This window comes from Pseudomonas sp. K5002, from assembly GCF_013386655.1.
In the GTDB taxonomy this organism is placed as follows: domain Bacteria; phylum Pseudomonadota; class Gammaproteobacteria; order Pseudomonadales; family Pseudomonadaceae; genus Aquipseudomonas.
This window is the reverse complement of record NZ_JACARK010000182.1, coordinates 1-22372: the sequence shown is the minus strand read 5'-3', so window position 1 is coordinate 22372 and position 22372 is coordinate 1. Positions and strand designations below refer to the sequence as shown.

General features: G+C 59.9%; 29 protein-coding genes. 12 read left to right on the top strand and 17 right to left on the bottom strand.

From position 1 onward, the window contains the following. The 9 genes from HX846_RS10425 to HX846_RS10385 all read right to left on the bottom strand — a co-directional run. On the bottom strand, positions 1 to 367 hold a 367-nt coding region (locus HX846_RS10425; protein ID WP_178965345.1), incomplete at its 3' end, for a histidinol dehydrogenase. Positions 368 to 494: 127 nt separating this feature from the next. Continuing rightward, positions 495 to 1130, bottom strand: coding sequence for an ATP phosphoribosyltransferase (gene hisG / locus HX846_RS10420; RefSeq protein ID WP_178965344.1), 636 nt, complete (start codon positions 1128 to 1130; stop codon positions 495 to 497). A gap of 247 nt (positions 1131 to 1377) precedes the next feature. Next, positions 1378 to 2643, bottom strand: a complete 1266-nt coding sequence (murA, locus tag HX846_RS10415) for a UDP-N-acetylglucosamine 1-carboxyvinyltransferase (protein ID WP_003216140.1) — start codon at positions 2641 to 2643, stop codon at positions 1378 to 1380. Between the two features lie 23 nt (positions 2644 to 2666). Then, positions 2667 to 2906, bottom strand: coding sequence for a BolA family protein (locus HX846_RS10410; protein WP_008434291.1), 240 nt, complete (start codon positions 2904 to 2906; stop codon positions 2667 to 2669). Positions 2907 to 3020: 114 nt separating this feature from the next. Continuing rightward, positions 3021 to 3326 (bottom strand): lipid asymmetry maintenance protein MlaB, encoded by a 306-nt coding sequence (locus HX846_RS10405; RefSeq protein ID WP_003216137.1) that lies wholly within the window; start codon positions 3324 to 3326, stop codon positions 3021 to 3023. Next, positions 3323 to 3976 (bottom strand): phospholipid-binding protein MlaC, encoded by a 654-nt coding sequence (locus HX846_RS10400; RefSeq protein ID WP_003216135.1) that lies wholly within the window; start codon positions 3974 to 3976, stop codon positions 3323 to 3325. The genes HX846_RS10405 and HX846_RS10400 overlap by 4 nt, the downstream gene beginning before the upstream one ends. An 11-nt stretch (positions 3977 to 3987) precedes the next feature. Continuing rightward, the gene (mlaD, locus tag HX846_RS10395; protein WP_003216133.1) at positions 3988 to 4455 is read right to left on the bottom strand and encodes an outer membrane lipid asymmetry maintenance protein MlaD; all 468 of its coding nucleotides are present in this window, start codon (positions 4453 to 4455) and stop codon (positions 3988 to 3990) included. After that, on the bottom strand, positions 4455 to 5252 hold the full coding sequence (gene mlaE, locus HX846_RS10390) for a lipid asymmetry maintenance ABC transporter permease subunit MlaE (protein WP_003216131.1): 798 nt from the start codon (positions 5250 to 5252) through the stop codon (positions 4455 to 4457). The genes mlaD and mlaE overlap by 1 nt, the downstream gene beginning before the upstream one ends. Then, a complete protein-coding gene (locus HX846_RS10385; RefSeq protein ID WP_003216128.1) occupies positions 5252 to 6061 on the bottom strand; it encodes an ATP-binding cassette domain-containing protein in 810 nt (269 codons plus the stop codon). The genes mlaE and HX846_RS10385 overlap by 1 nt, the downstream gene beginning before the upstream one ends. 292 nt (positions 6062 to 6353) lie before the next feature. Here HX846_RS10385 and HX846_RS10380 point away from each other — a divergent pair, with 292 nt between their 5' ends. The 10 genes from HX846_RS10380 (at position 6354) to HX846_RS10335 (ending at position 13403) form a co-directional block, all read left to right on the top strand. Next, positions 6354 to 7328: a KpsF/GutQ family sugar-phosphate isomerase gene (locus tag HX846_RS10380; protein ID WP_003216126.1), complete on the top strand. Its 975-nt coding sequence runs from the start codon at positions 6354 to 6356 to the stop codon at positions 7326 to 7328. After that, entirely contained in the window at positions 7329 to 7853 is a 525-nt protein-coding gene (locus HX846_RS10375) for an HAD family hydrolase (RefSeq protein WP_087692862.1), read from the top strand. Positions 7854 to 7861: 8 nt separating this feature from the next. After that, positions 7862 to 8434, top strand: coding sequence for an LPS export ABC transporter periplasmic protein LptC (lptC, locus tag HX846_RS10370; protein ID WP_003216122.1), 573 nt, complete (start codon positions 7862 to 7864; stop codon positions 8432 to 8434). Next, the gene (gene lptA / locus HX846_RS10365) at positions 8421 to 8993 is read left to right on the top strand and encodes a lipopolysaccharide transport periplasmic protein LptA (RefSeq protein ID WP_023659193.1); all 573 of its coding nucleotides are present in this window, start codon (positions 8421 to 8423) and stop codon (positions 8991 to 8993) included. The genes lptC and lptA overlap by 14 nt, the downstream gene beginning before the upstream one ends. After that, on the top strand, positions 8993 to 9718 hold the full coding sequence (gene lptB, locus HX846_RS10360) for an LPS export ABC transporter ATP-binding protein (RefSeq protein ID WP_003216119.1): 726 nt from the start codon (positions 8993 to 8995) through the stop codon (positions 9716 to 9718). The genes lptA and lptB overlap by 1 nt, the downstream gene beginning before the upstream one ends. 184 nt (positions 9719 to 9902) lie before the next feature. Beyond that, a complete protein-coding gene (locus HX846_RS10355) occupies positions 9903 to 11396 on the top strand; it encodes an RNA polymerase factor sigma-54 (RefSeq protein ID WP_003216117.1) in 1494 nt (497 codons plus the stop codon). Between the two features lie 75 nt (positions 11397 to 11471). After that, the gene (gene hpf, locus HX846_RS10350) at positions 11472 to 11777 is read left to right on the top strand and encodes a ribosome hibernation-promoting factor, HPF/YfiA family (protein WP_003216115.1); all 306 of its coding nucleotides are present in this window, start codon (positions 11472 to 11474) and stop codon (positions 11775 to 11777) included. A gap of 12 nt (positions 11778 to 11789) precedes the next feature. Then, positions 11790 to 12254, top strand: a complete 465-nt coding sequence (gene ptsN / locus HX846_RS10345) for a PTS IIA-like nitrogen regulatory protein PtsN (protein WP_003216114.1) — start codon at positions 11790 to 11792, stop codon at positions 12252 to 12254. Positions 12255 to 12256: 2 nt separating this feature from the next. Continuing rightward, entirely contained in the window at positions 12257 to 13114 is an 858-nt protein-coding gene (rapZ, locus tag HX846_RS10340) for an RNase adapter RapZ (protein ID WP_003216111.1), read from the top strand. Positions 13115 to 13130: 16 nt separating this feature from the next. Continuing rightward, entirely contained in the window at positions 13131 to 13403 is a 273-nt protein-coding gene (locus HX846_RS10335; RefSeq protein WP_003216108.1) for an HPr family phosphocarrier protein, read from the top strand. Between the two features lie 20 nt (positions 13404 to 13423). On the opposite strand, the gene HX846_RS10330 is transcribed toward HX846_RS10335, so the two are convergent. Continuing rightward, the gene (locus HX846_RS10330) at positions 13424 to 14425 is read right to left on the bottom strand and encodes an SLAC1 anion channel family protein (protein WP_102369902.1); all 1002 of its coding nucleotides are present in this window, start codon (positions 14423 to 14425) and stop codon (positions 13424 to 13426) included. Between the two features lie 114 nt (positions 14426 to 14539). Here HX846_RS10330 and HX846_RS10325 point away from each other — a divergent pair, with 114 nt between their 5' ends. Further along, a complete protein-coding gene (locus HX846_RS10325; protein ID WP_087692865.1) occupies positions 14540 to 15490 on the top strand; it encodes a GlxA family transcriptional regulator in 951 nt (316 codons plus the stop codon). 13 nt (positions 15491 to 15503) lie between these two features. Here HX846_RS10325 and HX846_RS10320 read toward each other — a convergent pair whose 3' ends face one another. From HX846_RS10320 to pmbA, 6 genes are all read right to left on the bottom strand, one after another. Next, complete coding sequence (locus HX846_RS10320; RefSeq protein ID WP_134327315.1) at positions 15504 to 16397, bottom strand: ZIP family metal transporter; 894 nt, start codon at positions 16395 to 16397, stop codon at positions 15504 to 15506. A gap of 31 nt (positions 16398 to 16428) precedes the next feature. Further along, positions 16429 to 17040, bottom strand: coding sequence for a superoxide dismutase (locus HX846_RS10315; protein ID WP_008434313.1), 612 nt, complete (start codon positions 17038 to 17040; stop codon positions 16429 to 16431). Between the two features lies 1 nt (position 17041). Continuing rightward, entirely contained in the window at positions 17042 to 17485 is a 444-nt protein-coding gene (locus HX846_RS10310) for a hypothetical protein (RefSeq protein WP_003216099.1), read from the bottom strand. A gap of 27 nt (positions 17486 to 17512) precedes the next feature. Further along, positions 17513 to 18889: an aspartate ammonia-lyase gene (locus HX846_RS10305; protein ID WP_178965343.1), complete on the bottom strand. Its 1377-nt coding sequence runs from the start codon at positions 18887 to 18889 to the stop codon at positions 17513 to 17515. Then, positions 18882 to 19277: a FagA protein gene (locus tag HX846_RS10300; protein ID WP_102369905.1), complete on the bottom strand. Its 396-nt coding sequence runs from the start codon at positions 19275 to 19277 to the stop codon at positions 18882 to 18884. The genes HX846_RS10305 and HX846_RS10300 overlap by 8 nt, the downstream gene beginning before the upstream one ends. Before the next feature lie 149 nt (positions 19278 to 19426). Further along, positions 19427 to 20773 (bottom strand): metalloprotease PmbA, encoded by a 1347-nt coding sequence (pmbA, locus tag HX846_RS10295; protein ID WP_003216094.1) that lies wholly within the window; start codon positions 20771 to 20773, stop codon positions 19427 to 19429. A gap of 108 nt (positions 20774 to 20881) precedes the next feature. Between pmbA and yjgA the strand changes: the two genes are divergently transcribed. Continuing rightward, complete coding sequence (gene yjgA, locus HX846_RS10290; protein WP_003216092.1) at positions 20882 to 21403, top strand: ribosome biogenesis factor YjgA; 522 nt, start codon at positions 20882 to 20884, stop codon at positions 21401 to 21403. 45 nt (positions 21404 to 21448) lie between these two features. On the opposite strand, the gene tldD is transcribed toward yjgA, so the two are convergent. Beyond that, positions 21449 to 22372 (bottom strand): metalloprotease TldD (gene tldD / locus HX846_RS10285; RefSeq protein ID WP_178965342.1); only part of this gene is annotated, 924 nt, incomplete at its 5' end.

Below are 22372 nucleotides of genomic sequence, written 5' to 3'. Positions count from 1 at the left end.
GTACGGTGCCGTCGGCCTCGGTGTAGCTCCAGGAATCCTGTTTCTGTTTCTCGTGGTAGCTGCGCACCCGCGCGGCCGCCACTTCCAGGGCTTCGCGCTGGGGCGCGGTGATGCGGGTCAAGGCCAGTTCCAGGCGTTCGCGGGGCAGGATCAGGTCGGCCATGGAGGCGACATCCAGGCCATCGAACTGCCGGGTAAAATCAACCAGCGCCGCGTCACCGCGCTCGCGCACGGCCTTGATGATGTCGAGCACCCGCTGGTTGACCGAATCGTCGGACACGCTTTCCCAGCTCAGCAGATGATCCAGATGATGGGCGAAATCCGGGTCGGCAGCGTTGAGTCGGGCAATTGCAGTGGACGTGGTCATAGCGAGGGCCTCATAGGAATGGCAAAAATGCTCAGGCGCCGAAAGTTAGCAGTCGATCCGCTTGGGCACCTGAGAATTCTGGCTATGAGGCGGATAGACGGGCGCGGCTTGAGGCCGCGCGGGTGAGTCAACCGCGGTGTCGAGACTCCACTGCCTTGCGCAGGGTGTCGATCAACGCCTGGATACGGGCGTGCTGCATTTTCATCGAAGCTTTGTTGACGATCAGCCGGGAGCTGATGTCGGCGATAAAGTCCTGGGGCTCCAGGCCGTTGGCGCGCAGGGTGTTGCCGGTGTCGACCACGTCGATGATCTTGTCGGCCAGGCCGATCAGCGGTGCCAGCTCCATCGAGCCGTAAAGCTTGATGATGTCGACCTGGCGGCCTTGCTCGGCGTAGTAACGCTTGGCAACGTTGACGAACTTGGTCGCCACCCGCAGGCGGCCTTTAGGCTCGACGTCACCGACGCGGCCGGCGGTCATCAGCTTGCACAGGGCGATACGCAGGTCCAGCGGCTCGTACAGGCCCTGGCCGCCGTATTCCATCAACACGTCTTTGCCCGCGACGCCGAGGTCGGCCGCGCCATGTTCAACGTAAGTTGGCACATCGGTGGCACGCACGATCAGCAGGCGAACGTCGTCCTGGGTCGTGGGGATGATCAGCTTGCGGCTCTTTTCCGGATTCTCGGTCGGCACGATGCCCGCTTCAGCCAGAAGCGGCAAAGTGTCGTCAAGGATGCGGCCCTTGGACAGTGCGATGGTCAACATGGGAAACGTCAGTCCTTCATCAGGCTATTGCTGTCCGGTCGCAATCGGCGCCAGACACAGATCGAGGCCATTACAGCCTCGACTTGAAACAAATCAGCTAACAGCATACATCGTCATGTGGCGAGGGAGCTTGCTCCCGCTGGGGCGCGAAGCGGCCCTGATCTTTGTTTAAAAAGACTGGGACTGCTGCGCAGTCCAGCGGGAGCAAGCTCCCTCGCCACAATGACGGTGTCAACAGCCCCGGGAATTAGCCCGGTACGCGGCGGATTTTCGCGCCGAGCATCTGCAGCTTCTCTTCGATGCACTCGTAACCACGGTCTATGTGGTAGATGCGGTCGATGAGGGTGTCGCCGTCAGCGCACAACGCCGAGATCACCAGGCTGGCGGAGGCACGCAGGTCGGTAGCCATCACTGGCGCGCCCTTGAGCTTCTCGATGCCGGTCACGATGGCGGTGTTGCCTTCGACCTGGATCTTGGCGCCCATGCGGTGCAGCTCGTACACGTGCATGAAGCGGTTTTCGAAGATGGTCTCGATCACGGCACCGGTGCCTTCGGCAATCGCGTTCAGGGAAATGAACTGCGCCTGCATGTCGGTCGGGAACGCCGGGTACGGAGCGGTACGCACGTTAACGGCTTTTGGCCGCTTGCCATGCATGTTCAGCTCGATCCAGTCTTCACCGGTGGTGATCTCGGCGCCGGCTTCCTTGAGTTTTTCCAGGACGGCTTCGAGAATGGTCGGATCAGTGTCCTTGACCTTGACACGGCCACCGGTGACGGCAGCCGCGACCAGGTAGGTACCGGTCTCGATGCGGTCCGGCATCACCTTGTAGGTAGCCGAATGCAGGCGTTTCACGCCATCAATGGTGATGGTGTCGGTGCCGGCGCCGGTGATGTTGGCACCCATGGCGATCAGGAAGTTGGCCAGATCGACCACTTCCGGCTCGCGCGCAGCGTTTTGCAGCACACTGCGGCCATTGGCCAGGGCAGCGGCCATCATGATGTTCTCGGTACCGGTCACACTGACGGTATCAAAGAAGAAGTTTGCGCCACGCAGGCCGCCTTCCGGCGCCTTGGCCTTGATGTAGCCGCCTTCGACGTCAATGGTTGCACCCATGGCTTCGAGGCCACGGATGTGCAGGTCCACCGGACGCGAACCGATGGCGCAACCGCCAGGCAGTGCGACTTCGGCTTCGCCGAACCGGGCAACCATCGGGCCCAGTACCAGGATCGAGGCGCGCATGGTTTTCACCAGCTCGTACGGTGCGATCAGGGTCTTGATGGTGCGCGGGTCGATTTCGACGCTGAGTTTCTCGTCGATCACCGGCTCGATGCCCATGCGACCGAACAACTCGATCATGGTGGTGATGTCATGCAGGTGCGGCAGGTTGGCCACGGTAACCGGGCCATCGCACAGCAAGGTCGCTGCCAGGATCGGCAGGGCGGAGTTCTTCGCCCCGGAAATACGGATCTCGCCGTCAAGACGAGCACCGCCGGTAATAATCAATTTATCCATAAGAATCTCGACGCCTTGGGGGCTCAGGTGCGCTCGGCCCAGGCCGCGCGGCTGAAAAATTTCATAGTGACCGCATGGATGCTGCCATCGGTGATCCACGGGTTCAAATGGGCATAGATCTGCTGCTGACGCTTGACCGGGCTCAATGCCGCCAGTTCATCGCTAATCACGTTCAGCTGGAAATTGCAGCCTTCGCCCTCAACTTCAACATTAGTTTCGGGCAGCTTTCCTTCAAGGAAGCTTTTAACTTCTAGGGCCTGCATGATCAACCTCTATGGGCGCCCAGTGCGCGCGGGTCGCACATCATACAAAAAAGCCCCGCGCCTGCGAACCCCGCATAGCAGGACTCTGACGGGGGGCTTCTTTAATAATGTGTATTAAGGATGCGCCAACAGCTCGGTCAGACCGGAAACCTCAGCGATTTCACGCATGTCTTCGGGCAATGCACGAATGCTCACCGGCTTTTTGACGGCCTGCGCATCGCGCATGAAACACAGCAGCAACGACAAGCCGACGCTGCTGGACTTCACCACCGCCGAGCAATCCAGCACCAGCGCAGGAGCGGTACTGGCATTGATCAGCGCCTGGCCCTGCTTGCGCAGGGCGGGTCCAGTGCTGTAATCCAGCACGCCGCTGAGCAACAGCTCACCGGACTCGCCAAGGCGAATGGCCGACTCGGTCATTGGGCAGGCTTCCCGGCAGCTTTGTCGGTTTCTTCCTTGGCCTTGGCCACTTCACCAGCCCAACCGTTGATGGTTTTGTCCAGGTCGTTGCCATTGCGCTGCATGGCATCCGCGAACTGGTCACGGAACAGCTTGCCAATGTTGATGCCGTTGATGATCACGTTACGCAGTTTCCACTCGCCGTTGACCTTCTCGAGCGTGTACTGCACAGGGTAGACCGCGCCGTTGTTGCCCTTGACGCTCATGTTGACGCTGGTGCGGTCACCCGACTCATCCCCGGCAGGGGCGACGGTAATCCCCTGGTTGTTGTACTCCAGCAGGGCATTGCCGTAGAACTGGAACAAGCCCTTCTTGAAGTTTTCCTGGAATGTCTGCATCTGCGCAGGCGTAGCCTTGCGCGAGTACTTGACGGTCATGATGCTTTTGGAAATACCTTCAGCATCGACAACAGGCCCGACAATCGTGTTCAGCGCGTTATAGAACTGACTCGGGTCCTGCTTGTACTTTTCCTTGTTGGCACTCAGGTCAGCCAACATCTTGTTGGTGGTGTCCTGCACCAGGTCATGCGCAGAACCGCCGGCAGCGGCGTTAGCCATCAACGGCAGTGCCGCGAGCAGTACCAACAGGCCACGTCGCAAAGTAGAGATCATGAACACATTCCTCATTTGGCGTCTTTATTGACGGTATTGAGCAGGAATTTACCGATCAAGTCCTCCAGCACCAACGACGACTGTGTGTCATGAATGGTCGAACCATCCTTGAGCAGGGCAGATTCCCCGCCGACGCTGATGCCGATGTACTTCTCGCCCAGCAGGCCAGCGGTGAGGATAGACGCAGTGGAGTCAGTCGGCAGGTTATCTACCTTCTTGTCCACCTGCATGGTCACACGGCCGGTGAAGCTGTCGCGGTCCAGATCGATTGCCGTGACCTTGCCGATGGTTACACCCGCCATGGTCACTTTAGCTCTGACAGTCAAACCGGCGATATTGTCGAAGTAGGCGTAAAGTTTATAAGTATCGGCGGTGGGGCTGGCCGATAGGCCGCTGACTCGCAGGGCGAGCAACAGTAAAGCCAGGATGCCAGCCAGCAAGAAAAGGCCGACACCGATTTCCACAGTGCGGTTTTGCATCAGAAATCTCCAAACATCAAGGCGGTCAAAATGAAGTCAAGGCCCAGTACCGCCAGCGAGGCGTACACAACGGTCTTGGTGGTGGCGCGACTGATCCCTTCTGAGGTGGGCTCACAGTCATAGCCTTGGAATACGGCGATCCAGGTCACTACAAAGGCGAAGACGATGCTTTTAATGATGCCGTTGAGCACGTCGCCGCTGAAGGTCACGCTGTTTTGCATGTTGCCCCAGTAGGAACCGTCGTAGACGCCCAACCAGTCAACCGCCACCCATGAACCGCCCCAGATCCCGACCACGCTGAATACCATCGCCAGCAGTGGCAGGGAGATGAAGCCGGCCCACAGGCGCGGGGCAACAATGTACTTGAGTGGATCGACGCCGATCATTTCCAGGCTGGACAGCTGCTCGGTGGCCTTCATGTTGCCGATTTCGGCCGTCAGCGCAGAACCTGCGCGCCCGGCAAACAGCAGCGCGGTCACCACCGGGCCCAACTCACGCAACAGCGTCAGGGCAACCATCTGCCCAACAGCCTGCTCGGACCCGTAGCTGGAGAGGATATTGAAGCCTTGCAGCGCCAACACCATGCCGATGAACACCCCGGAGACCACGATGATCACCAGGGACATCACGCCCACGGAGTGCAATTGCTTGATCAGCAGGCCGAAACCGCCGCCAATACCGCCGCGGCCGAGCAAGGCATGAAACAGGAAAATCGTCGAACGCCCCAGCACACCGATGATATCGATGCCGGAGCGACCGAAAAGGCGAACCTTTTCGAGTAATGATGTCTTGCGCATCAGCGCTTCCCCAGAAGATCTGAGCGGTAGTCCGCTGCCGGAAAGTGAAAAGGCACCGGGCCATCGGGATCGCCGGTCATGAATTGGCGAATGCGCGGGTTGTCTGCGTTCATCAGTTCTTCAGGCGTGCCCTGCCCCAGCACCTGGCCATCGCCCACTACATATAGGTAGTCGGCAATGCTCGCGGTCTCGGCCAGGTCGTGGGAAACCACGATACTGGTGATACCCAACGCATCATTGAGCAGGCGGATCAGGCGTACCAGCACCCCCATGGCAATCGGGTCCTGGCCAACGAAAGGCTCGTCGTACATGAGAATCTGCGGGTCGAGGGCGATGGCACGCGCCAGGGCGACACGACGCTTCATGCCTCCGGACAACTCGTCGGGCATCAAATCGATAGCACCGCGCAGCCCGACGGCCTGCAATTTCAGCAACACAATGTCACGAATCATTTCATCGGACAGCTGTGTATGCACCCGCAGCGGGAACGCCACGTTTTCGAAAACATCGAGATCGGTAAACAACGCGCCGCTCTGGAACAGGACGCCCATGTGTTTGCGGGCATCGAACAGGTCACTGCGCGAAAGGGTCGGCAGGTTCTGGCCATTGACCCAGACTTCACCGGCGGAGGGGCGCAATTGCATGCCCATCAGGCGCAGCAGCGTAGTCTTGCCGCAGCCGGAAGGCCCCATGATGCCCGTGACTTTGCCGCGGGGAATGCGAATATCCACATTATTGAAGATGCTGCGCGTACCGCGCTTGAAGGAAAGGCCCTTCAGCTCGACCGCGTAGGCGTTATCGGCACTCATCTAAACTCCTTGGGATGCAGCCTTTCACTCAGACACTTTGTTTTCGACAAATGCTTGCGCCGAATAGACAAAAAGGCCGTGCGGACCGAACTGGCCGCGAACTATATCACTGCTGGTACAGCGCCCCCAAGGCCGGAACAGAGCTTGTTCAGAAACAGGACAGCTAAAAAATCCTGGCTGAGGTTCAATCTCAACCACAGGTGGATTGAATAAAGCCTGACGAACTTGTGTGAGGGAATTGATCATTACCGTTATAATCGCCGACTTTTCGTCAGGCTATACGATTTCAGACATGAGCCAATCCAGCGACCTTATTCAATCCGCACAACGCACCATCCGCCTCGAGCTTGAAGCCGTAGAAGGCTTGCTGGCCCATATCGACGCGGATTTCGTACGCGCCTGCGAGATGATTCTGGCCAGCAAGGGCCGCGTAGTGGTGGTCGGCATGGGCAAATCCGGGCATGTCGGCAACAAGATCGCCGCCACCCTGGCGAGCACCGGGACCACCGCGTTCTTCGTGCATCCGGCCGAAGCCAGCCACGGCGACATGGGCATGATCACCCGGGACGACATCATCCTGGCACTGTCCAACTCCGGCACCACCAACGAAATCGTGACCCTGCTGCCGCTGATCAAGCGCCTGGGTATCCAGCTGATCAGCGTGACCGGCAACCCGGACTCGACGCTGGCTAAAGCCGCCGAAGTGAATTTGAACGTGCACGTTGCCCACGAGGCCTGCCCGCTGAACCTGGCACCGACCTCCTCCACCACCGCCGCCCTGGTCATGGGCGATGCGCTGGCCGTGGCATTGCTGGAAGCCCGCGGGTTTACCGCCGAAGACTTCGCGTTTTCCCACCCGGGCGGCGCCCTTGGCCGTCGCCTGCTGCTGAAAGTGGAAAACGTCATGCACGCCGGCGACGAGCTGCCACAGGTGCCACGCGGCACCTTGCTGAAAGATGCCTTGATGGAAATGACCCTCAAGCGCCTGGGCATGACCGTAATCCTGGAGTCCGACGGGCGGCTGGCCGGGGTCTTCACCGACGGCGACCTGCGCCGCACCCTGGACCGCAACCTCGACATCCAGACCGCCACCATCGACGAAGTCATGACGCCTCACGGCAAGACCGCACGCCCTGACATGCTCGCGGCCGAAGCACTGAAGATCATGGAAGACCACAAGATCCTGGCGCTGGTGGTGGTCGACAGCGACGACCGTCCGGTTGGCGCCCTGAACATGCACGACTTGCTGCGTGCGGGAGTGATGTAAATGACCACCGACCTGTTGCAACGGGGCAAGCACATCAAGCTGGCGATTTTCGACGTCGACGGCGTGCTGACGGATGGCCGCCTGTACTTTCTGGAAGACGGCAGCGAATTCAAGACGTTCAACACCCTCGACGGCCAGGGCATCAAGATGCTGATGGCGGCGGGCGTGCAAACCGGCATCATCAGCGGTCGCAAGACCCCGGTTGTGGAACGCCGCGCACAAAACCTGGGTATTCCTCACCTGTATCAGGGCCGCGAGGATAAACTGGTGGTTCTGGACGAGCTTCTTGGCCAACTCAACCTAAGCTATGAGCAGGTTGCGTACCTGGGTGACGATTTACCCGACCTGCCGGTGATTCGCCGGGTCGGCCTGGGCATGGCCGTGGCCAATGCGGCGGCGTTCGTTCGCGAACACGCCCATGGTGTAACCACCGCCCGCGGCGGCGAAGGCGCCGCCCGCGAGTTCTGCGAGTTGATTCTGCGCGCCCAAGGCAGCCTTGAAGCGGCCCACGCCGCCTACCTATAGAGCGTTTTATGCTGAGTAAAAAGATTCGCAATTTCCTGATACTTGCAGTCATCGCCGCGGTTTTCCTCGCGGTCGGCTACTGGAATATCAGCCCGGAGCGCTTCCTCGACAAGCCGGTTGCACAGGTTGACGAGAGTGCTATCGACTATTACGCCATCAACGCCCACAGCATCCAGTACCTGCCCGATGGCAAGGTCCAGTATGAAATGACCTCCGACAAGGTCGAACACTTGAAGGCATCCGAGGTCACTTTGCTGACCAAGCCGGACATGAACCTGTACCGCGGCGCCGAATTTCCATGGCACGTCACCAGCGAGCGTGGCGAGGTCAACCCGGACGGCACCCAAGTGGAACTGATTGACTCGGTGCGGGTAGCCCGCACTGACGCCAAGAACCGCGACACCATTATTACCAGCAGTCGCATGACCGTATTCCCACAGAAGCAATATGCGCAGACCGAGCAAGACGTTAGAATTGACGGCGCTGGCGGTGTATCGACTGGCAAGGGAATGAAAGCGTATTTGAAAGAAAGCAGGATACACCTGCTATCGAACGTAAGAGGACAGTATGAGGCTCGTTAAAACCCTCCCTATTTTGCTCGGCCTGGGCGCAGCACTGGGAAGCGTGAGCGCCTGGGCTCTGCCGAACGATAGCCAGCAACCGATCCACATTCAGGCTGACGATGCGCAGCTGGATGACAAGCAAGGTATCGCGACCTACACGGGCAGCGTGATCATCACCCAGGGCTCGATGAAAGTGACGGGTAACACCGTGACACTGACTCGTACCCCGGCAGGCGATATCGACGTGGTCACTTCGGTGGGCAACCTGGCGTATTTCGAACAACTGCAGAAAGTGGGCGACCCTACGCCGGTCAAAGGCTATGGCAAGACGATCCAGTACCACGCCCAGCAAAACCGCATCGTGCTGATCGACCAGGCCCGGGTCATCAATGACGGCAACACCACCGACGGCGAAAAAATCGTCTACGACACGGTGAAGCAGATCGCCCAGGCCGGCCGTGCTACCGGCTCGAAAATCAGCACGCCGAAGCCGCGTATCGACATGGTTATCCAGCCGAAGCAGAAACCGGGCGCAGCCCAGCCGGCGCCGAAACCCGACGCGAAGAAGGCGAATTAATGGCAACCCTGAAAGCCCAGCATCTGGCCAAGGCTTATAAAAGCCGTCAGGTCGTGCGTGACGTCAGCCTGTCGATCGACAGCGGCCAGATCGTCGGTTTGCTCGGCCCCAACGGTGCCGGCAAGACCACCTGCTTCTACATGATCGTCGGCCTGGTGCAGGCCGATCAAGGCCGCGTCCTGATCGACGACCTGGACGTGAGCCACCAGCCTATGCACGGCCGTGCGCAGGCTGGTATCGGCTATCTTCCCCAGGAAGCATCGATCTTCCGCAAACTGTCGGTTTCCGACAACATCATGGCCATCCTCGAGACCCGCAAGGAACTCGACCGCGCCGGGCGCAAGAAAGAGCTGGAAAGCCTGCTGCAGGAATTCCACATCAACCACATTCGCGACAACCTCGGCATGAGCCTTTCCGGCGGCGAGCGTCGTCGTGTGGAAATCGCCCGTGCGCTGGCCACGGCGCCCAAGTTCATCCTGCTGGACGAACCTTTCGCCGGTGTCGACCCGATCTCGGTCGGCGACATCAAGCAGATCATCCATCATCTCAAGGCCAAGGGCATCGGTGTGTTGATCACCGACCACAACGTCCGTGAGACACTCGATATCTGCGAAACCGCCTACATCGTCAACGATGGACAGCTGATTGCCGAAGGTGACTCTGCCACTATCCTGGCCAACGAACTGGTCAAGGAAGTGTATCTGGGTCACGAGTTCCGCCTGTAAACACGGTGGTATCAGGCCATTCGCCATGGAGCGCGGTAGTCAATAAAAACCTCAGTATTTTTATTGTTACCGCGCTCTAGGCAAAGCCCCCGATATCAGGCATATAATTTGCTTATGTTTGGCGCTCACGCGCCCTGTCGTGGATGGCGCATTGCGCCGGCGAATAAGGTGTTAAGCCCCTGCCATGAAACCATCGCTAGTCCTGAGAATGGGCCAGCAGCTGACGATGACACCGCAGCTGCAACAGGCCATCCGCCTGCTCCAATTGTCGACCCTGGACCTGCAACAGGAAATCCAGGAGGCCCTGGAGTCCAATCCGATGCTCGAACGCCAGGAAGAAGGCGACGACTTCGATAATGCAGACCCGCTGGCCGACAACATCGAGCAAAAGCCCAACCCCGACGTACAGGAACCCTCCTACCAGGAAACCGCCCCCACGGTGGATAACCTTGAGGAAGGCGAATGGAACGAACGCATTCCCAACGAACTTCCCGTGGATACCGCCTGGGAAGACGTCTACCAGACCAGCGCCAGCAGCCTGCCCAGCAACGATGACGACGAGTGGGACTTCACCACCCGCACATCAGCCGGCGAGAGCCTGCAAAGCCATTTGCTCTGGCAGCTGAACCTGGCACCGATGTCCGATACCGATCGCCTGATCGCCGTGACCCTGATCGACTGCATCAACAACCAGGGCTACCTGGACGAGACCCTTGAGGAGATCCTCGAGGCGTTCGACCCGGAACTGGACATCGAACTGGACGAAATCGAAGCCGTCCTGCACCGCATCCAGCAATTCGAGCCGGCCGGCATCGGCGCCCGCAACCTCAGCGAGTGCCTGCTGCTGCAACTGCGCCAATTGCCGGCCAAGACGCCTTGGCTGAGCGAAGCGCAGCGCTTGGTCACCGACTACATCGACCTGCTGGGCAGCCGCGACTACAGCCAGCTGATGCGCCGCATGAAGCTCAAGGAAGATGATCTGCGCCAGATCATCGAGCTGGTGCAGAGCCTCAACCCACGCCCGGGCTCGCAGATCGAGTCCAGCGAAGCCGAATATGTCGTGCCCGACGTGATTGTGCGCAAGGACAACGAACGCTGGCTGGTGGAGCTGAACCAGGAATCGGTGCCGCGCCTGCGGGTCAATCCGCAATACGCAGGTTTTGTGCGCCGCGCCGACACCAGCGCCGATAACACCTTCATGCGTAACCAACTGCAGGAAGCCCGCTGGTTCATCAAGAGCCTGCAAAGCCGCAACGAAACCCTGATGAAAGTCGCCACCCAGATCGTCGAGCACCAGCGCGGCTTCCTGGAATACGGCGATGAAGCGATGAAGCCGCTGGTACTGCACGACATCGCCGAGGCGGTGGGCATGCACGAATCAACTATTTCCCGGGTGACCACGCAAAAATTCATGCATACCCCACGGGGTATATATGAGCTGAAATACTTTTTCTCCAGCCACGTCAGCACCTCCGAAGGCGGCGAATGCTCGTCCACGGCGATCCGCGCGATCATCAAAAAACTGGTTGCCGCGGAAAATCAGAAAAAGCCGTTGAGTGACAGCAAGATCGCTGGTTTACTGGAGGCACAAGGCATTCAGGTCGCCCGTCGAACCGTCGCCAAGTACCGCGAGTCCCTAGGGATCGCGCCTTCCAGCGAGCGTAAGCGTTTGATGTGACGGGCGGGCCATAGCGTTCCAGTGGCGGGTATTCCTACCCGCCGCTTTATGCACTGGCAACGAAGGAGAAGCTGTATGCAAGTCAACATCAGTGGACACCATGTAGAAGTCACCCCTCCATTGCGCGAATACGTCGAGCTGAAGCTGAAGAAGCTTGAGGGCCATTTCGACAAGATCACCAACGTTCAGGTCATCATGAAGGTCGACAAGCTTCAGCAGAAAATCGAAGCGACACTTCAGATACCCGGTGGCGAAGTGGTCGCCAATGCCGAACATGAAGACATGTATGCATCAATCGACTTGCTCACAGACAAGCTTGACCGCCAACTTAAAAAGCATAAGGAAAAGCAGCAGAGCCTTCTTCAAGGCACTGGCCGCTAACACTCCCCACCCATGATCCGACTTGAAACCATCCTGACCCCCGGCCGTTCCCTCGTGAACGTGCCGGGCGGCAGTAAAAAGCGCGCCCTCGAACAAATTGCCAACCTGATCGGCCGCGAAGTGCCCGAACTGGATACGCAAGCTGTGTACGAGGCCCTGATCGCCCGTGAAAAGCTCGGCTCCACCGGCTTTGGCAACGGCATCGCCATTCCTCACTGCCGCCTGCAAGGCTGTGAGTCTCCAGTCAGCGCCCTGCTGCACCTGGACGCCCCTATCGATTTCGACGCCATCGACGGCGCGCCGGTCGACCTGCTGTTCGTGCTGCTGGTCCCGCAAGCTGCCACCGATGCGCACCTGGAACTGCTTCGGCAGATCGCCAGCATGCTCGACCGCAAGGACGTACGCGACAAACTGCGTAGTGCCTCAAGCAATGAGGCGCTCTACCAGGTTGTCCTGGATGAACAAAACGGGCATTAATCATGCGTTTGATCATCGTCAGCGGCCGTTCCGGCTCAGGTAAAAGCACGGCCCTCAATGTTCTTGAGGACAACGGCTTCTATTGCATCGACAACCTGCCCGCCGGCCTGCTACCGGAACTGGCGGAACGCGCGCTGATTCATACCGAGCTGGCGCAACCGCTGGTCGCCGTGTCGATCGACGCCCGCAACCTGCCCAGCCACCTCACACGCTTTCCTGAACTGCTCGAAGAAGTGCGGGCCAAGCATATCCATTGCGATGTGCTGTACCTGGACGCCGACGAAGAGACCCTGCTCAAGCGCTTCTCCGAAACCCGTCGCCGCCACCCGTTGAGCAGCCCTCATCGCTCCCTGGCCGAAGCCATCGAGGACGAGACCAAACTGCTGGGGCCGATCATTGACCTGGCCGACCTCAAGATCAACACCACCAGCCTGAACCTGTATCAACTGCGGGATGCGATCAAGCTGCGTCTGCTGAACCAGCCGGAGCCAGGCACGGCGTTCCTTGTCGAGTCGTTCGGTTTCAAGCGCGGCATGCCGGTAGATGCCGACCTGGTGTTCGATGTGCGCTGCCTGCCCAACCCGTACTGGAAGCCGGAACTGCGCGATCAGTCGGGGCTGGACCAACCTGTGGCCGAGTACCTGGCGGCGCAACCGGATGTCGAGGAAATGTACCAGGACATCTCCAGCTACCTGCTCAAATGGCTGCCGCGTTTTGCGGCCAGCAATCGAGCTTATGTCACCATCGCCATTGGCTGCACCGGCGGCCACCACCGATCCGTCTACCTGACCGAACGCCTGGGCAAGGTGCTGCAACAAACCCTCAAGAACGTCCAGGTTCGCCACCGCGACCTCAGCTGAAAGGAACACCCCCGCGATGCCCGCTCTGGAAATTGAAATCATCAACAAGCTGGGCCTGCACGCCCGGGCCTCGGCCAAGTTCGTCGGCGTCGCCGGGCAGTTCCCTTGCCAGATCCGCGCCGGGCGCACCCCGGAATCCATGGTCGACGGCAAAAGCATCATGGCCATGATGATGCTGGCTGCGGGCAAGGGCACGAAGATTCATTTGAAGACCGAAGGCGAGCAAGAGCAGGAAGCGATGGATGCCCTGGTAGCGTTGATCAATAATTTCTTTGATGAGGGCGAGTAGGTAATCGCCCCTCCCCTGCGTCAGTTGGACAGCAGTTTGCCGTTGAACAGAATCTTCAACGTCTTGACCGTCAGTACGGCCAGGGCGATCGTCAGGAAAGCCAGGATCAGATAGGCAATCGCTTCCAGGATCACGCCTCCTTTGGCATCGGCATATTTCAACGCAGCGTTGCTCAATGCCGCAATCGGAAAGCTGATTGCCCACCAGGCAGGAGAAAAAGGCGCGGCCTGACGGAATACTTTGAATGCCAGCACGCCAAACAGGAACAGGCCAAAGTAGAAGAGCACGCTGGCAAAATAGTCGACGCTGCCAAAGAAGTTGGTGTAAGCCAGAAAGCCGACTTCAAAGGGGGCGATAAGTATCATCAGCGAAGGTGTCATACCTTTGGCCATCACCGGCTCGTGAACCAGACGTGAAAAAATTCGCGTGAAGAACACCAGCGCAATCACACTCCCTACCGCCATCGCGAACAGATTGAACTCGTATGCCCACGCCATGGGCATGTGGGCACCTGTCACCGCGATGTCGAGCGCCGCCACCCCCGGGATCAGCCAGGCAGGCACCGCATATTGCGACTCCTGATTACCGGACAACAGTCGCGAGAGCACAATTGCCGCCAGGATCATGGTCAGCAGGCTACCCAACATCCAAAGCCCCTGGCTGATCAGGGTGCTAGCTGAGCCTACGACTGCCGACAGCAGCAGCAACGCGATCGTCACCGTGCCAAAGAAATTTCCTGATATCGGGTGATTGAACTCGGCTTTGACCGCCGCAGGGTATTTAACCCATTTGGTGAGATACCCCGCCACCAGTGCGATAAACACCAGAATGGCAAACCCACCAATGACCGCTCCGATCATTTGCGCGTAAGCCACATATTCACTGGCGGACTGCCAGGCCAGGCTCAGGCCGGCCAACCCCATCACGGCGCCAAACAAATTGATGGGAAGATTCTTGATGGACCCCGACCGCTCGCTCGATTCGACAGCGAAGGGGGGAAGTGGCGCGTTACAGATGCTCATGCGGGTCTCCGGTTGACGATAAAGCACGTGACGGACAGTGTCGCCTACCCCCCCTCTGTCCTATAGTGTCGCTTAACGACGATTTCAGCCATTTCCACTACGGAGACCGACACCATGCGAATTGCCCTCCTGGCATTTCCCCGCGTGCAAATGCTGGATGTCGTCGGCCCTGCCGATGTGTTCGCTGAAGCGGCCAGGCAATTGGGCAATTCCCGTGCATACAGGATCTCGGTCATCGGTACCGTCGCCGGGCAGATCAAGGGAACCAATGGGCTTCGCCTGGCCACGGATGACTCCATCGAGACGTTCAAGGGGGCTATCGATACGCTGCTGATCGCTGGAAGCCCCAGCGTGAATGACGTGGCACACGACGCCCACCTGCGGGACTGGGTGCGCTACCAGGCCACGCGCGTGCGGCGGATAGGCTCGGTTTGCAGTGGCGCTTTTGTGCTGGGGGCTGCTGGTTTGCTGGTCGGGCGACGCGTCACCACGCACTGGAATTCCAGTGCATTGCTGGCCCGGCAATACCCCGATGCCGTGGTCGAACCGGACAGCATTTTTATCCGCGACGGTAACCTGTACACCTCCGCCGGTGTGACGGCCGGTATGGATCTGGCGCTCGCGTTAGTCGAGGAGGACCACGGCCGGGATTTGGCGCTCAGTGTGGCCAGGGAGATGGTGATGTACTTCAAACGGCCGGGCGGCCAGTCACAGTTCAGCGCCCAACTGGCGGCACAGACCGCAGAGCGCACGAACATTCGCCAGATACAGACCTATATCGTCGACAACCTGGCCGCAGACCTGAGCGTGGCATTGCTGGCCCAGCGCGCTGACATGAGCGAACGCAACTTTGCCCGGGTATTCAAGGCCGAGGGTGGATTCACCCCTGCCGAGTTCGTGGAGCTGGCACGTATCGACCAGGCACGGCGGCTGATCGAAGGCTCGAATGTCTCGCTCAAACGCCTGGCCGATCAGGTCGGCTATGCCAATGTTGATGGGTTCCGGCGCGCCTTCGTTCGCCGCCTGGGCGTTACCCCCAGCGACTACCGCAAGCGCTTCTTGTAGAAGTGCGACAGCCTCAGCCCAACGCCGTATCCATCACCATCATCAAGCAAAACCCGATACACAGCCCCAGGCTGGCGAGCTTGTCATGGCCATTGCGCCGCGACTCGGGAATGACTTCGTGAGTCACCACCAGCAGCATTGCCCCGGCCGCCAGCGCCAGCCCCAGCGGCAACAGCACCTGAGCCAGGCTCACCAGCCAGGCACACAGTACCGCAAACACCGGCTCCACCAGCCCTGACGCTGCGCCGATCAGGAACGCCTTGACCCGCGACATCCCTGCCCCGGCCAGCACCAACGCAATCACCAGTCCCTCCGGCACATCCTGCAAGGCAATACCCATGGCGAGGCTGTCGGCATCCGGCATGCCGCCGCCTGCCGAGACACCCACGGCCATACCTTCGGGAATGTTGTGGGCAATGATGGCGAACACAAACAGCCAGATACGCGGCGGTATCACCGGATGATCCGGACTGCCCACCAGCATTTCCGGGCTCGCGCCGGAGACCTTGCGATCCACCAGATACAGCCCGAACGCGCCCAGCATGATGCCGAAACTGATCAATCCACTGGCAGCCCAGGGCGTCAGCCCCAGGCTTTGGGCAGCCGCAATACCCGGTACGATCAGCGAAAACGCCGTAGCGGCCAACATCACCCCGGCACCGAAGCCGAGCAGCGTGTCGCTCACCGCCAATGGCATCCGGCGGATCACCAGTACCGGCACGGCACCCAGGGCGGTGCCGAGCGCGCAGATGGCCCCGCCCTGCAAGGCACGCAGGATGCGCGGTTCCAGGTCAAGCCAGGCCAGCCCTTGGGCCACCAGCAATGCAGTTCCTGCCAATAGCAGCAGCGAGCCAAACGCATAACGAAACATTCGCACGCTGCTGATCGCCAGTGTTTCAGTGCCCATAGTCGGCCTTAGATCTTGTTATAGAGGAGTTTCAGCCCAGCGCAGCCTGGTAGCGGCCGGCAACTTCCGGCCAGTTGATGACGCTGTAGAACGCATTGATGTATTCCGGACGACGGTTCTGGTACAGCAGGTAATAAGCGTGTTCCCAGACGTCCAGGCCGAGGATTGGCGTATTGCCGTTCATCAACGGGCTGTCCTGGTTGCCGCTGCTTTCCACCACCAGGGTCTTTTGCGGCGTCACGCTCAACCACGCCCAGCCGCTGCCGAAACGGGTCAAGGCAGCTTTGGTGAAGGCCTCTTTGAAGGCGTCGAAACCGCCCAACTGCTCGTCGATGGCGTCACCCAGCGCGCCGTCTGGCTTGCCGCCGCCCTTGGGCGACATGACAGCCCAGAACAACGAGTGGTTGGCGTGGCCGCCGCCCTGGTTGATCACCGCCGCCCGCAGCTTTTCCGGCAGTTGCTGGACGCTGGACACCAGTTTCTCCACCGGCCAAGCGGCAAACTCGGTGCCTTCGACGGCTGCGTTGAGGTTGTTGATGTAGGTCTGGTGGTGCTTGGTGTAGTGGATCTCCATGGTTTGCGCGTCGATATGCGGTTCAAGGGCATCGTAGGCGTAAGGCAAGGCCGGCAAGGTGTAGGACATATCAATGAGCTCCATAAAAAGGGCTGTTGCGGGTCGACGCATCCGATGGCGCCACGTTGCTGCCCAGCAGGCGGTGGGTACGTGGGTACTCACCGTGATCGCTGATGAAATTCAGCAGTTCGACGTAGGTCTTGCTGCTCTGACGCAGGGCCGCTTCCCGCAATAGCGGGTTAAGACGGGTGTCTTGCATGGTCTGCAACAGGCGCTGGTGAATGGCGCAGAGGTATTCCGCGCTTTCTTCCGGCTGGTTCAGGCGCAAGTGCAGGTCGGCCAGGTTGTGATGGGAAATGACGCAAGCCGCCACCGCTTCGTCGGCATCCGCCCAGCGCTCAAACAACACTTGAGCCAGGGCCAGGGCTTGCAGGTAGGCCTCGCGGGCATCTACCAGCTCGCCCGCCATAAAGCAGCGATTGGCCCGTTCGATCGTGCGTTTCCAGTGCTCCATGGTGAGCCTCCAAAGCAGGGTCGGTGATTACACGCCGCCAGCCGTGAGCTTTTCCGGATCCAGCAGGATTTCCAGTTGGCTGCGGGGCAAGTCGGTATGTTCGAGCGCCACATCAATCACCGGGCGGCCTTGTTGATAGGCCTTCTTGGCGATTTCGGCGGCCTTTTGGTAACCGATGATCGGGTTGAGTGCGGTCACCAGGATCGGATTGCGCGACAGCGCTTCCTTGAGCTTGGCTTCGTTGACCTTGAAGCTGGCGATGGCCTTGTCGGCCAGCAGTCGGCTGGAGTTGGCCAGCAACTCCAGGCTGCCGAGCAGGTTCTGGGCAATGATCGGCAGCATCACGTTGAGTTCGAAGTTGCCGGACTGGCCGGCGATGGTAATCACCGTGTCGTTGCCGATGACTTGTGCGGCAACCATGGCGGTGGCTTCCGGGATCACCGGGTTGACCTTGCCGGGCATGATCGAAGAGCCCGGCTGCAGGCCTTCCAGCTCGATTTCACCAAGGCCCGCCAATGGGCCGGAGTTCATCCAGCGCAGGTCGTTGGCGATTTTCATCAGGGACACGGCGGTGGTCTTGAGCAGCCCGGAGACCGCGACGGCCGTGTCCTGGGAGCCGATCAGCGCGAACAGGTTCTTGCCTGGGGTGAACTGGACGTGGGTCAGGCTGCTCAGTTGCTGGCTGAAGCGCGCTGCAAACTCCGGATGCGCATTGATCCCGGTGCCGACTGCAGTGCCACCCTGGGCCAGCGCCTGCAAGCTCGGCAGCAGGTCTTGCAGATGGCCGATATTGGCCTTGAGCTGCTGCGCCCAGCCATTGAGCACCTGGCTCATGCGCACCGGCATGGCGTCCATCAGATGCGTCCGACCGGTCTTGACGAAACGGTGCACCTCCTCGGCCTTGTGCTCGATCACCTGGACCAGGTGCAGCAGCGCCGGCAGGGTCTGTTCGTGCAGCACCAGTGCCGCGCTGACGTGAATGGTGGTCGGGATGATGTCATTGCTGCTCTGGCCGCAGTTGACGTGATCGTTAGGGTTGACCGGCTCGCCCAGCAAGCGGCTGGCGAGGGTCGCAATCACTTCGTTGGCGTTCATGTTGGAGCTGGTGCCGGAACCGGTCTGGAAGATATCCACCGGGAAATGCTGCATGAAATCGCCTTCCAGCAAGCCTTGGGCGGCATCAACGATGGCCTTGCCCTGGGCTTCGCTCAGTTGTTTCAGCTCGACGTTGGCTTTAGCGGCGGCAGCCTTGGCCAGAATCAACGCACGAATGAACTGCGCCGGCATGCGCTGGTGGCTGATGGGAAAGTTGTTCACCGCACGCTGGGTTTGTGCGCCATACAGGGCCTCGGCGGGCACTTGCAGTTCGCCCATGCTGTCGCGTTCGATACGGGTGTTACTCATCGGAAGATCCTTGCACCAGGTCAGAAACAGAAATGGAAGGCAGCAATTCGCAGGTCGCCAATTGCCAGGCAAAGGTCTGCCAGCGCTTGAGGCGGCAGGCACAGTGGGAAAGTTTTTCCAGGTCGCGCAACGGGCGCCAGGCCTGGTCCAGGCACATGGACCGCCAGTGCCAGGGCAAGGCGATGTCGGAGGCGGTGTCCAGCAGCAGGCGGAATGAGGTTTCGCCGATGGTCCACGGGTGGGTCGCAGTGCAACAGGCGAGGTACCGGCCTTCGGCCAGATAATGTTCGATCAGGCGGGGCTCGTCGGGAGCAAGGCCGCAACGAATCTGACGACTCATCCAACGCCAGCTTTCCAGGTAGGGATCCTCATGCAGGACAGAACTCATGATCCACACTCATTCGGTAATGATATTTATTATTAAATGATATTGAGAATCAAAACAAGAGCCTGAGGAAATCACTCGGAATTCCAGGCACAAAAAAAGGCGCGCCACCCAATGGGTGGCGCGCCTTCTTTATGGCGCCTGTCGGCGGGTTAGCTGCCGGCGACGGTCATCTTTTCGATCAACACCGAACCGGTGCGGATGTTGCTGCGCAGTTCCAGGTCATTACCCACCGCGACAATCTGCTTGAACATGTCACGCATGTTGCCCGCGATGGTCACTTCCTGCACGGCGAACTGGATTTCGCCGTTTTCCACCCAGAAACCCGCCGCACCACGGGAGTAATCACCCGTGACCATATTCAGGCCATGGCCCATCAACTCGGTGACCAGCAAGCCACGGCCCATGCGCCGCAACAGCGCCGCCTGGTCTTCATCGCCATGGGTGATGAACAGGTTGTGTACGCCACCGGAGTTGGCGGTGCTTGGCAGGCCGAGTTTGCGACCGGCGTAGGTGCCCAGCACATAGGACACCAGCTCACCGTTCTCGACGAATGGCTTGGCATAGGTGGCCAGGCCATCACCGTCAAACGACGAACTGCCCATGGCGCGCATCAGGTGCGGGCGCTCATCGATGGTCAGCCATTCCGGGAACAGCTTCTGGCCAATCGCGCCTTCCAGGAACGACGACTTGCGGTACAGGTTGCCACCGGAAATCGCCCCAAGGAAACTGCCGAACAAACCACCGGCCAGTTCCGCCGAGAACAACACCGGCACTTCACAGGTCGGCACCGGGCGCGCGCCCAGGCGGCTGGCAGCACGCTGCGCGGCACGCTGGCCGATGAGTACCGGGTCCATCAGCAATTCGCCCTGGCGGTTCACGTCGTACCAGTAATCACGCTGCATCTGGCCGTTGGCTTCGGCGATCATCACGCAGCTCAGGCTGTGACGCGTCGAAGCATAACCGCCGATAAAACCGTGGCTGTTGCCGTATACACGGCAACCCTGATGAGTACTCAAGGTGGTGCCATCGGCGTTCTTGATCCGGCTGTCGGCATCGAATGCCGCCGCTTCACAGGTCAGTGCCTGTTCAATAGCCTGTTCCGGGGTGATGTCCCAGGCATGGAACAGGTCAAAATCCTTCAAGTCCCGAGCCATCAGGGCTGCATCAGCCAGGCCGGAGCTTTCATCTTCGGAGGTGTGCTTGGCAATCGCCAGCGCTGCAGCAACGGTTTCGCGAATCGCTTCCGGGCCGCTGGCAGAAGTGCTGGCCGAGCCCTTGCGCTGGCCCACGTACAAGGTGATGCCAAACCCCTGGTCGCGGTTGAATTCGACGGTTTCCACTTCCCGCTGGCGCACCGAAGTCGACAACCCCTGCTCCAGGGACACCGCCACTTCACAGGCACTGGCCCCCTGGCGCTTGGCCTCGGCAATGATCTGCTCGACTTGTTCCTGCAGTGCCGGTAACGCTTGCGGACCGACGCTTTGGGCTGCACTCATGGTTTTCTCCACTCAAATTCTGCTTTCGGTTAAGGCCTTCTAGCGACCGGGCCGGACAAGCGGCCCCCGACTGGTTATCATGGCGGCGTTTCTTTGCGGACTGCCACCATGGTTGATTCTTACGACGACTCCCTCGATGGGGAGAAAAGCAAATCTCAGGTCAAACGCGAGCTGCATGCTCTGGTTGACCTCGGCGAGCGCCTTACAACACTCAAGCCTGACTTGTGTGCAAAACTGCCATTGACCGACGCCCTGCGCCGGGCTCTGAACGATGCGCCCAAGCACACCGCGAATATCGCGCGTAAACGGCACCTCATGTTCATCGGCAAACTGATGCGCGACCAGGACACTGACGCCATTCTGACGTTGCTCGATCAACTCGATGCCTCCACTCGCCAGTACAACGAGCGCTTCCATAACCTGGAACGCTGGCGTGATCGCCTGATCGCTGGCGATGACGCGGTACTGGAGAAGTTCGTCATCGAGTACCCGGATGCCGATCGCCAACAATTGCGCTCCCTGATCCGTCAGGCCCAGCACGAACTGGCGCAAAGCAAGCCACCGGCCTCCAGCCGAAAAATCTTCAAATACATCCGTGAGCTGGATGATAGTCAACGCGGCCTGCGCTGACCCTCTTCCCCGGGTGGCGGCCTTCGCCACCCGAAGCTCCCGTTCTTACGACCCCGTGCCACCCACGGTGATCGCATCGATTTTCAAGGTTGGCTGGCCGACACCCACCGGCACCGACTGACCATCCTTGCCGCACGTCCCCACACCGCTGTCCAGCGACAGGTCGTTACCGACCATCGACACCTTGCTCATGGCTTCCGGGCCGTTGCCAATCAACGTTGCACCCTTGACCGGCGCGGTGATCTTGCCGTCTTCGATCAAATACGCCTCGCTGGTGGAGAACACGAACTTGCCGCTGGTGATGTCCACCTGCCCACCACCGAGGTTGGCGCAGTAGATGCCGCGTTTCACCGAGGCGATGATTTCGGCCGGATCGCTTTCGCCGCCGAGCATGTAGGTGTTGGTCATGCGCGGCATCGGCAGGTGCGCGTAGGACTCGCGACGACCGTTACCGGTGCGGGCCACGCCCATCAGGCGCGCGTTGAGCTTGTCTTGCATGTAGCCCTTGAGCACACCGTTTTCGATCAGTGTGGTGCACTCGGTCGGGGTGCCTTCGTCATCGACGCTCAACGAACCGCGACGCCCGGCCAGGGTACCGTCATCGACGATGGTGCAGAGCTTGGACGCAACCATCTCGCCCATGCGCCCGCTGTAGGCGGAACTGCCCTTGCGGTTGAAATCACCTTCCAGGCCGTGGCCCACCGCTTCATGCAGCAGCACGCCGGACCAGCCAGAGCCCAATACCACCGGCAACGTACCCGCCGGGGCCGGAATTGCTTCCAGATTGACCAGGGCCTGGCGCAACGCTTCACGGGCATACCCCATGGCGCGGTCTTCGGTGAGGAAATAACGGTAGTCGGTACGCCCGCCGCCGCCGTGGCCACCGCGCTCGCGACGGCCATTCTGTTCGACGATCACGCTGACATTGAAGCGCACCAGCGGCCGCACATCCGCCGCCAGGCCGCCATC